The sequence below is a fragment of the Amycolatopsis sp. SID8362 genome (genome assembly GCF_010550475.1).
Lineage (GTDB): Bacteria > Actinomycetota > Actinomycetes > Mycobacteriales > Pseudonocardiaceae > Amycolatopsis > Amycolatopsis eburnea.
In genome coordinates this window covers 1-8929 of sequence record NZ_JAAGNB010000831.1, presented here as the reverse complement: position 1 = coordinate 8929, position 8929 = coordinate 1, and the positions used below count along the sequence as shown (strand labels likewise).

At 70.7% G+C, this 8929-nt stretch carries 9 protein-coding genes and 1 pseudogene; 8 read left to right on the top strand and 2 right to left on the bottom strand.

Features of this window, described 5'->3' with window-relative positions:
* The 4 genes and pseudogenes from G3I65_RS25935 to G3I65_RS25920 all read left to right on the top strand — a co-directional run.
* Positions 1 to 201 (top strand): annotated as a pseudogene (locus tag G3I65_RS25935) (LysR family transcriptional regulator); the annotation flags it as partial.
* Between the two features lie 102 nt (positions 202 to 303).
* Positions 304 to 1290 (top strand): class II fructose-bisphosphatase, encoded by a 987-nt coding sequence (gene glpX, locus G3I65_RS25930; protein WP_160698421.1) that lies wholly within the window; start codon positions 304 to 306, stop codon positions 1288 to 1290.
* Positions 1287 to 2315 (top strand): class I fructose-bisphosphate aldolase, encoded by a 1029-nt coding sequence (locus G3I65_RS25925; protein WP_160698420.1) that lies wholly within the window; start codon positions 1287 to 1289, stop codon positions 2313 to 2315. Before glpX ends, G3I65_RS25925 begins: the two co-directional genes overlap by 4 nt.
* Positions 2302 to 3030, top strand: a complete 729-nt coding sequence (locus G3I65_RS25920; RefSeq protein ID WP_160698419.1) for an HAD-IA family hydrolase — start codon at positions 2302 to 2304, stop codon at positions 3028 to 3030. The genes G3I65_RS25925 and G3I65_RS25920 overlap by 14 nt, the downstream gene beginning before the upstream one ends.
* Here G3I65_RS25920 and G3I65_RS25915 read toward each other — a convergent pair.
* Both G3I65_RS25915 and G3I65_RS25910 read right to left on the bottom strand, forming a co-directional pair.
* Positions 3005 to 4195: a GAF domain-containing sensor histidine kinase gene (locus G3I65_RS25915; RefSeq protein WP_160698418.1), complete on the bottom strand. Its 1191-nt coding sequence runs from the start codon at positions 4193 to 4195 to the stop codon at positions 3005 to 3007. The genes G3I65_RS25920 and G3I65_RS25915 overlap by 26 nt on opposite strands.
* Complete coding sequence (locus G3I65_RS25910; protein WP_160698417.1) at positions 4192 to 4857, bottom strand: response regulator transcription factor; 666 nt, start codon at positions 4855 to 4857, stop codon at positions 4192 to 4194. The genes G3I65_RS25915 and G3I65_RS25910 overlap by 4 nt, the downstream gene beginning before the upstream one ends.
* 408 nt (positions 4858 to 5265) lie before the next feature.
* Here G3I65_RS25910 and G3I65_RS25905 point away from each other — a divergent pair, with 408 nt between their 5' ends.
* The 4 genes from G3I65_RS25905 to G3I65_RS25890 form a co-directional block, all read left to right on the top strand.
* Positions 5266 to 5829 (top strand): hypothetical protein, encoded by a 564-nt coding sequence (locus tag G3I65_RS25905; RefSeq protein WP_160698416.1) that lies wholly within the window; start codon positions 5266 to 5268, stop codon positions 5827 to 5829.
* A 29-nt stretch (positions 5830 to 5858) separates the two neighbouring features.
* Positions 5859 to 6200 carry a hypothetical protein gene (locus tag G3I65_RS25900; RefSeq protein ID WP_160698415.1) on the top strand — a complete coding sequence of 114 codons (342 nt, stop codon included), beginning with the start codon at positions 5859 to 5861 and terminating at the stop codon, positions 6198 to 6200.
* Between the two features lie 319 nt (positions 6201 to 6519).
* On the top strand, positions 6520 to 7221 hold the full coding sequence (gene rpe / locus G3I65_RS25895) for a ribulose-phosphate 3-epimerase (RefSeq protein ID WP_160698414.1): 702 nt from the start codon (positions 6520 to 6522) through the stop codon (positions 7219 to 7221).
* Positions 7218 to 8929: transketolase (locus G3I65_RS25890; RefSeq protein WP_160698413.1), on the top strand; the 1712-nt coding region annotated here is incomplete at its 3' end. The genes rpe and G3I65_RS25890, both read left to right, overlap by 4 nt.

Here is an 8929-nt window from a genome sequence, read left to right as displayed (position 1 = left end):
GCGGTCGCCCGCGCGCTCGCGGCCGGGGAACTGGCCGAGGTCCCGGTGGCGGGCACCCCGCTGCGGCGACCGTGGCACGTGGTCACCCACCGGCGGGCCCCGCGCAGTGTGGGGCTCCTCGTCGGCCACCTGCTCACCGCGGAAGAAGGCTGGCGGCCCCCGCGGAATTCCCCCACCGGTTCCACCCGCCGGGGGAGCTGACTGGGCCGGCACCCGCCCTACGCTCTCTCGGAAGGTCTTCGAGAGGAGGGGTCCGTGGAGGACGCACGCCCCGGCAGGCCGGCGCCGGACCGCAACCTCGCCATGGATCTGGTGCGCGTCACCGAATCCGCGGCGATGGCGGCCGGACGCTGGGTGGGCCGCAACGACAAGAACGGCGCCGACCGGGCCGCGGTCGACGCGATGCGGGCCCTCACCGGCACGCTGGCGATCCGCGGTGTCGTGGTGATCGGCGAGGGTGAGAAGGACGAAGCACCGATGCTCTACAACGGCGAAGAGATCGGGGACGGCACCGGCCCGGCCTACGACGTCGCCGTGGACCCGATCGACGGAACCACCTTGACGGCCAAGGGAATGGGCAACGCGATTTCGGTGCTCGCGGCCAGCCCGCGTGGCTCGATGTTCGACCCGTCGGCCGTGTTCTACATGGACAAGCTGGTCACCGGGCCCGACGCGGCGGACGCCGTGGACATCGAGGCGCCGGTCGAGCACAACGTGCGGGTCGTGGCCAAGGCCAAGGGGATCGACCCGGAGGACGTCACGGTATGCCTCCTCGACCGGCCGCGGCACGCCGACCTGGCCCGGGACGTGCGCGCGGCGGGCGCGAGGATCAAGCTCGTCTCCGACGGCGACGTCGCGGGCGCGGTGATGGCCGCCCGTGACGGCACCGGCGTCGACCTGCTGCTGGGCATCGGCGGCACGCCGGAAGGCGTGGTGACGGCGTGTGCCATCAAATGCCTCGGCGGGGTGATCCAGGCCCGGCTGGCCCCGCGAAACGAGGAGGAACGCGAGCGTGCGCTGGCCGCCGGGCACGACCTCGGGCGGGTGCTCACCACCGCGGAACTCGTGTCCGGGGAAGAAGCGTTCTTCGTCGCCACCGGGGTCACCGACGGCGACCTGCTGCGCGGCGTCCGGTACGGCCCGCGCCGCGCGACCACCGAGTCGCTGGTGATGCGGGCCCGCAGCGGCACGGTGCGCTACGTGATCAGCGAACACAAGCTCGACCGGCTCGGAACCTACAGCTCGGTCGAGTACACCCACCACGACGTGACACGGGAGTCCGGAACGTGACCCGATCGAGTGAGCTCAGCGCTGTCGCGGCGACGCTGGTCGCCGGGGGAAAGGGCATCCTGGCAGCCGACGAAAGCATCGGCACCATGAACCGCAGGCTGGAGAACGCCGGGGTCGCGCCGACCGTGGAGCACCGCCGGACCTACCGGGAACTGCTCGCCACCACGCCCGGCCTGGCCGACGGCGTCAGCGGGATCATCCTGTGCGACGAGACCTTCCGCCAGTCCACCTCGGACGGTGAGACGTTCCCCCGGTCCCTGTCGGTGCGGCGGATCCTGACCGGCGTCAAGGTCGACACCGGCGCGAAACCACTCGCGGGCGCGCCGGGGGAGACCGTGACCGAAGGCCTCGACGGCCTGCGCGAGCGGCTGGCCGAGTACCGCGAACTCGGCGCCGCGTTCGCCAAATGGCGGGCCGTGCTGGTGATCGGCGACGGCAAGCCCGGGTTCCGGGCCCGGCAGGCGAACGCGCACGCGATGGCGCGGTACGCGGCCCTGTGCCAGGAGGCCGGCATCGTGCCGATCGTCGAGCCCGAGGTGCTGATGGCGGGCGACCACTCCGCCGCGGCGTGCGCGGCCGCCACCGCGGTGACGTTGCGGGACTTCTTCGCCGAACTGGAGGACGCCGGGGTGGCGCTCGACGGCATCGTGCTCAAGCCGAACATGGTCGTCCCGGGCGAGGACTCCGGCGAGGTCGCCACACCGGACCAGGTGGCGAGTGCCACCGTCGGCACGCTGCGCACCGTCGTGCCCGCGAAGGTCGCCGGCGTCGCGTTCCTGTCCGGCGGCCAGCCCGCGGCCGCGGCGTCGGCGAACCTGGCCGCGATGCAGCAGCTCGCGACGCCGTGGCCGCTGACGTTCTCGTTCGGCCGGGCGCTGGTCGATCCCGCGCTCGCCGCCTGGAGGGGCGATCCGGAGCAGGTCGCCGCCGGCCAGCGCGCGCTGGCCCACCGGGTGCGGTGCAATTCGGCCGCGCTGCAGGGGGTGTACGACGAGGCGGTCGAAGACGGCCGTGTCCCGGCCTGACCGGTGGGAGGCCGTCGTCTTCGACGTCGACGGGACCCTGGTGGACAGTGAGCGGGACGGTCACCGGGTGGCGTTCAACCTGGCGTTCGAGGCGTTCGGCCTGCCCTACCGCTGGGACGTCAAGGACTACGGTCGCTGGCTGGCCGTCGCCGGCGGGCGGCAGCGGTTCGAGGCGTTCCTGGTAAGCCGTGGTCACGACCGCGCGAACGCCGCCGCACTGGCTGCCCGGGTACACGCGCACAAGACCGCGGTGATGAGTGATCTTGTCCGCGCGGGCGTTGTTCCCGCGCGCTCCGGGGTGCCGGAGCTGCTGGCCGAGCTGACCGAGCTGGGTGTCCGGCTGGCGGTCGCCACGACCGGGACCCGGGCCTGGGTCGAACCGCTGCTCGAGCGGCTGTTCGGGCGTTCGACGTTCGAGCTGGTGGTGACCGGCTCGGAGATCCGCGCGCTCAAACCCGATCCGGCAGTGTACCGGGAGGTCGTCCGGTCACTCGGGGTGCCGGCGGAGCACGCCGTCGCGGTGGAGGACTCGCGCAACGGGCTGGAAGCGGCTGTCGCCGCCGGGCTGTCCTGTGTCGTGGTCACCAACGAGTACACGATCGGGCACGACTTTCCCGAGGCGGCGGCGGTCTACGGCGGGTTCGCCGAATGCCGCGCCGACCGGACCGGACCGTTGCGCGCCGGCCTGGTCAGGGTGCCGGGACCCGGGCGGTGACGGTGGTGCCCTGACCCGGCCGGGAGACCACCTCCAGGTGCCCGCCGATCAGCTCGGCGCGTTCGGCCATGCTCGTCATGCCGTAGCCGCCCGCGGCCGGGTCTTCGCCGAAGGACCGGCCCTCCCGGTGGAAGCCCCGGCCGTTGTCGGTGATGCTGAGCCGGATTTCGTCGTCCTCGCGGTGCAGGCGCAGGCCCGCGCTGCGGGTGCCGGCGTGCTTGATGACGTTCTGCAGGGCCTCCTGGGCGATCCGGTACAGCGCGATCTCCGCGTGTTCGGGCAGCGGGCAGTCCTCGACGTCCACCACGACCTCCAGCGGGTCGACCGACCGCGCCAGGCTCGCCAGGCTGTCGGCCAGCCCGAGGTCGTCGAGCACCGGCGGGCGCAGGCCGTTGATCGCCGCGCGGGCTTCGTCGAACGTGAGATCGGCCAGCGTCCGCGCGCGGGCCAGCTGCATGGCCGCGAACTCGGTCTGCTCGGTCAGTGCCGCCCCGGCCGCGTCGAGGTGCAGGCGCAGGCTGACCAGCCGCTGCATGATGCCGTCGTGGATGTCCGCGGCCAGCCGCTGCCGCTCCACCTCCTGCGCGCCGATCACCTGCTCGGTGAACCGTTCGTGCGCGCGTTCCCTGGCGGCCAGCCGCCGGTGCAGCCGCGCCTGGTGGACGGCGCCGGCGAGCAAAGAGCCGATGGACGTCAGCAGCCGGACGTCGCGGTCGGTGAATTCGCGGCGCGCCCGCGTGTGCACGTTGAGGACGCCGACCAGCCCGCTCGGCTTGCTGGCCATCGGCACCGAGGCCATCGACGTGTAGTCCTCGCCGCGGAGTTCGGGGAAGTACCGGTAGCGCGGGTCGCGCTCCTTGTTCTCCACGAGCACGACCGGTTCGCCGTGGCCCGCGACCCATCCGGTGACGCCCTCGCCGAGCGGCAGCCGCACCTTGCCGACCTGCGCGTCGAACGGCGCGGTCGCACCGGCCAGGGTGAGCGACCGGTCGGTGTCGTCCAGCACGTGCACGAAGCAGACGTCGGCGCTGGTCGCGGTCACGATCAGCGGGGCCACCTTGGCCGCGAGCGCGGTCAGCTCCGGCCCGGTGGAACTCGCTTCGATGATGCCGACCAGCAACGCGTTTTCCCGCTCCAGATCGGCGAAACCCAGTCCGTGGCTCACCGGAATATCCCTTCCCGCAGGGCGGCGGCGACGGCGCCGGCCCGGTCGTTCACCTCGAGCTTGCGGAAGACGGCCCGCAGGTGGCTCTTGATGGTTTCCTCGCCCAGTACCAGCTTGGCCGCGATCGCCCGGTTGGAGAGGCCCGCCACGAGCAGCCCGAGGACCTCGCTTTCGCGCTGCGTCAGGCTCAGGTGCGCGCCCGGCCAGAACTCGCCGGACTGCAGGCGCGCCGCCGAGGCCGCGACCCGCCCGGCCATCGTGGTGTCGACTACGGTCTCCCCGGCGGCGACCAGCTCGAGCTGCCGCACCAGGCCCTCACCGTCGACGGACTTGAGCAGGTAGCCCACCGCTCCCGCGCGCAGGGCCTGGAACAGGTACTGCTCGTCGTCGTAGGCGCTCAGCAGCAGCACTTTCCGGTGCGGCGCCAGCTCGATCAGCCGGCGGCACAGGTCGAGCCCGCTCATCGAGCCGCGCAACCGGACGTCGGACAGCACGATGTCGGGGTCGAGACTGGCCACCAGCGGCAGCGCGTCGTCCGCGTTGAGCGCGTCGCCGACCACGCGTACCCGGCCGGCGAACCGGCCCAGGACCGCTTTCAGCCCTTCGAGCACCATTGCGTGATCGTCGATGATCACCAGGCGCAGCGGCCGGCGGGTATTCATGGTCTCACCTTAATCGGTGTGGGCCGGAATCAGGCCGGTTCGGGTGCGGACAGGGTGTCCGCGGCCTCTCAGGCCTGCTGTCGTTTGACCTGGGCGACGACAAGGTTGGTGCTGGTCAGGGCGGTTCGGCAGTGACTGGCTCGAAGCTCGCATCGGTACCGCCCGGCACCCTCCGTCGGGTGTCCTGATGGGCACCCGTTTGTGGTGATCAGGTTGCCCGTCCGATCGCAGCCGGGTCGCTCGATCCGGTGAATACTGTCGGCGACCGCTTCCGTGTGCGCAGGGAGGATGCCGATGGCCGACTGAGCACGGTCGTCGTGCGGGCAGTCAACGTCTTCAAGGCGAGGGTTCGCCGATGCAACACAAATCGTCTCCGTGATGAGAAGCCGGCCTGGGAGGGTGGATATGGTGTACTCCGGTGACAGCGCCAATGTGGACGATTCCATGTTGTGGCTGGTGCGGGCCATGGCTCAATGGCTTGCCGGGGATACGGACGAAAGCAGCGACGAGGCTCGAAGGGTTGCCGTCGCCGAAACGCGGTGGCAAGAACTGGCCGCCTCTCCGGTTGAACTGTTGAAACAGGGTGACGTGCCGGAAGAGTCCACGGCGACCGGAATGTGGTACGGCGGCCTGTTCCCGTATCTCTATGCGATGTCCGACGCCGGCCGTTTGGAGGCTGTCGGTCAGTCGATGGAATCTGTCACGGTGTGCGCGGCGCTGGCTCAGTGGTATGAGTCCGACTGGTACGTGGCGAGTGTTGCCGGTCAGGCTGGTGGGGGCGAAAGCGTCGAGGGGCAAGCGCCTGGAACCTCGCCGCCCATCACCTATGACGAGGCCCGTGAGCTTTACGATGAAGTGGTTCCGAAACTCATGGCGATGGACCCGGAACTCGCCGAGGCCATCAAGACTGACGAGTACGTCCGCGCGAAAATTCTTCAGAGGATCATGGAGATGGCGCGTGAGGTCGATTAGCTCGCTTCGAGACAGAAAGGGGGAATCGTATGCCTCCGAAGAAAGGACGAAAATTTGAAGTGGATGTTCAGGAGTTGCATAAGAAAGTTATCGAGGATCTTCGTTGGACGGTGGATGACCATAAGCTCACCTATGGTTGTCAGCTGACGAGATCGGAATTGGGCAACCTTGACTCGTTCATGAGTTACATCAACCGAGAAGGAGTTCACCCAAAGAAGGCCTCCGAGGAATTGGGTGATATGAAATATACTGTCCTGAGTGATAAGACGGGTCAGTGTGAAATCCGACTGTCGGGTAAAAATCGAGCTTCATTTATCCGTGTGGATGAAACTCGCACGGTCGAAATGCGGCAAGCGGGCGGGCACGTCTGACCCCGCGCGTGTGGAAATTTTCTCGCTGTCAGCGGTGGTATGACCGACTGCTCCGGCGCCGCCCAGCAGGCCTGATCAGGCCATGAACCTGCCCTGGGCCGTACGGCCGAGTGCGCCTTCGAGGCGCACAGATGGCGGAGCTGAATGAAGCGCACGTCGGCCTGACCTCTCGGCCAGGCGCTCCTTCGATCGTCACGAGCACGCTCCTTGACCTCGTGCGGGCCGAACCGCGAACTCCCCCGCCGATTACCTCGCAAGGGGGGATCGGGACGCGGGAGCCGGCCTTAGTTTCGGTTGCCGACGATGAGGAGGTCAGAACATGCAGCCGACCGCACCGCGGCCGAGCATTGTCGCGTCGATCCTGCCCGCCGACTTCTCGCGTCTCGGGGAAGAATGCGCCGCGCTGGAAGCGGCGGGCGTCGACCGCGTCCACTGGGATGTGATGGATGGCAGCTTCGTGCCGAACCTGACCGTGGGGCCGGACGTGATCGCCTGCGTGCGGCAGCGGGTGCGGCTGGGGTTCGAGGCGCACCTGATGGTGGAGCGCCCGGAGCCGATGCTCGGCCGCTGGGCCGCCGCGGGGTGCGAGACGGCGATCGTGCACGCCGAGGCGTGCGCGCACCTCCACCGCACGCTGGCGACGATCCGTGAACTGGGTATGCGGGCCGGCGTCGCGCTGAACCCGGCGACGCCGCTCGACGCGGTGGCCCACGTGCTCGATCTGGTCGACCTGCTGCTGGTGATGACCGTCGATCCCGGCTTCGGCGGGCAGGCCTACCTCGCGTCGATGGAACCCAAGATCACCGCCGCGCGGGCCCTGCTCGACGCGAGTGGCCGGGAGATCGCCCTGGAGGTCGACGGCGGCATCGGCCGCGGCACGATCGGGCCCGCGGCCCGGGCCGGCGCCGATACCTTCTGCGTGGGCAGCGCGTTGTTCCGCGAGCGTGGGGCGATGGCGGCGGAGGTGTCCGCGCTGCGTCGGCTGGCCGCCGCCGGCGAAGTGAGCGGAGCCGCCGCGTGACCACCCGCGAAGCCGACGCGCGGGCCGTGACCACGATCCGCCTGTTGGCCGCCGACGGCGTCCAGGCGGCGAACAGCGGGCACCCCGGCCTGCCGTTGGGCGCCGCGCTTCCGGCGTGGCTGCTGTGGTCGCGGTTCCTGCGCCACGACCCGGGCGCGCCGGACTGGCCGGACCGGGACCGGTTCGTCCTGTCCGCCGGACACGGGTCGATGCTGGTGTACGCGTTGCTGCACCTGTTCGGCTACAACCTGCCGCGTGCGGAGCTGCGCCGGTTCCGCCAGTGGGGTTCGCGCACGCCGGGTCATCCCGAGCACGGGCACACGCCCGGCGTCGAGACGACCACCGGACCGCTCGGCCAGGGCCTGGCCAACGCCGTGGGCATGGCGCTCGCCGAGCGGATGCACGCCGCGCGGGCCAACACCGGCGGGCACCTGGTCGTCGACCACCGGACGTGGGTGCTCGCCGGTGACGGCGACCTGATGGAGGGCATCAGCCACGAAGCCGCGTCGCTGGCCGGGCACCTGCGACTGGGCCGGCTTACCGTGCTCTACGACGACAACGACGTCACCATCGACGGACCGGCGACGAACAGCTGTTCCGACGACGCCCTCGGCCGGTTCGCCGCGTACGGCTGGCACACCGCGAGGGTGGACGGCACCGACGCGTCGGCGATCTGCCTGGCGCTGTCGAACGCGATCGCCGACGACCGGCCGAGCCTCATCGCCGTGCGCACCACCATCGGCGACGGCGCCCCGTCCGTCGCCGGTACGAGCAAGGCGCACGGCGCGCCGTTGGGGCAGCGCGAAATCGCCGCGATGCGTGCCGCGGCCGGGTGGCCGGACGAACGGTTCCACGTGCCCGAAGACATCGCCGCGCGTTGTGCGGAACTGGCCCGTGAGGGCCGCGTGGAGCGGGCCGGCTGGGAAGCCCGGCGGACCCGGTGGGCGCGGGCCGTTCCCGACGTGGCGAAGGTGTGGGACCCGGCAGCACCGGTCGGCCCACCCGAGGGCCTGGCCGGGCTGCTTCCGGTGTTCGAACCGGGAACGAAACTGGCCACCCGCGCGGCATCCGGGGCGGTGCTGACCGCGATCGCGGAGTTCTTCCCGCAGCTGATCGGCGGCTCCGCGGATCTGGCCGCGTCGACGAACACCACCGTGCCCGGCTCGGGCGACGTGACCCGTGGCGACTACCTCGGACGTACGCTGCACTTCGGCATCCGCGAGCACGCGATGGCAGCGGTGCTCAACGGGATCACCCTGCACGGCGGGTTCCGGTGCTACGGCAGCACGTTCCTGGTGTTCTCGGACTACCTGCGGCCCGCCGCGCGGCTCACCGCGCTGATGGGCCTGCCCGTGGTGTACGTGTTCACCCACGATTCGATCATGGTGGGCGAGGACGGCCCGACGCACCAGCCGGTCGAGCAGCTGGAATCGCTGCGGCTGATCCCGGGCTTCGCCGTGCTGCGGCCCGCCGACGCGAACGAAACGGCGGAGTGCTGGCGGATCGCGCTGACCCGGCGCGACGGCCCCACCGCGCTGGTGCTCACCCGGCAGGCCGTGCCGGTGCTGGACCCGGTGCCCGACGACCTGCTCGCGAGGACCGGTGCGCGGACCATTGTGGACGGTGGGGACGCTCCGGCGGTCGCGCTGCTCGCGACCGGGTCGGAGGTGGCGCTCGCGGTCGCCGCGGCCGCCGTGCTGGCCGGCCG

What these genes read in the sequence shown, in the direction of transcription:
- glpX (WP_160698421.1), top strand. Translation starts at nt 304, where the DNA reads ATGGATCTGGTGCGCGTCACCGAATCCGCGGCGATGGCGGCCGGACGC.
- G3I65_RS25910 (WP_160698417.1), bottom strand. Translation starts at nt 4,857, where the DNA reads ATGAATACCCGCCGGCCGCTGCGCCTGGTGATCATCGACGATCACGCA.
- G3I65_RS25900 (WP_160698415.1), top strand. Translation starts at nt 5,859, where the DNA reads ATGCCTCCGAAGAAAGGACGAAAATTTGAAGTGGATGTTCAGGAGTTG.
- rpe (WP_160698414.1), top strand. Translation starts at nt 6,520, where the DNA reads ATGCAGCCGACCGCACCGCGGCCGAGCATTGTCGCGTCGATCCTGCCC.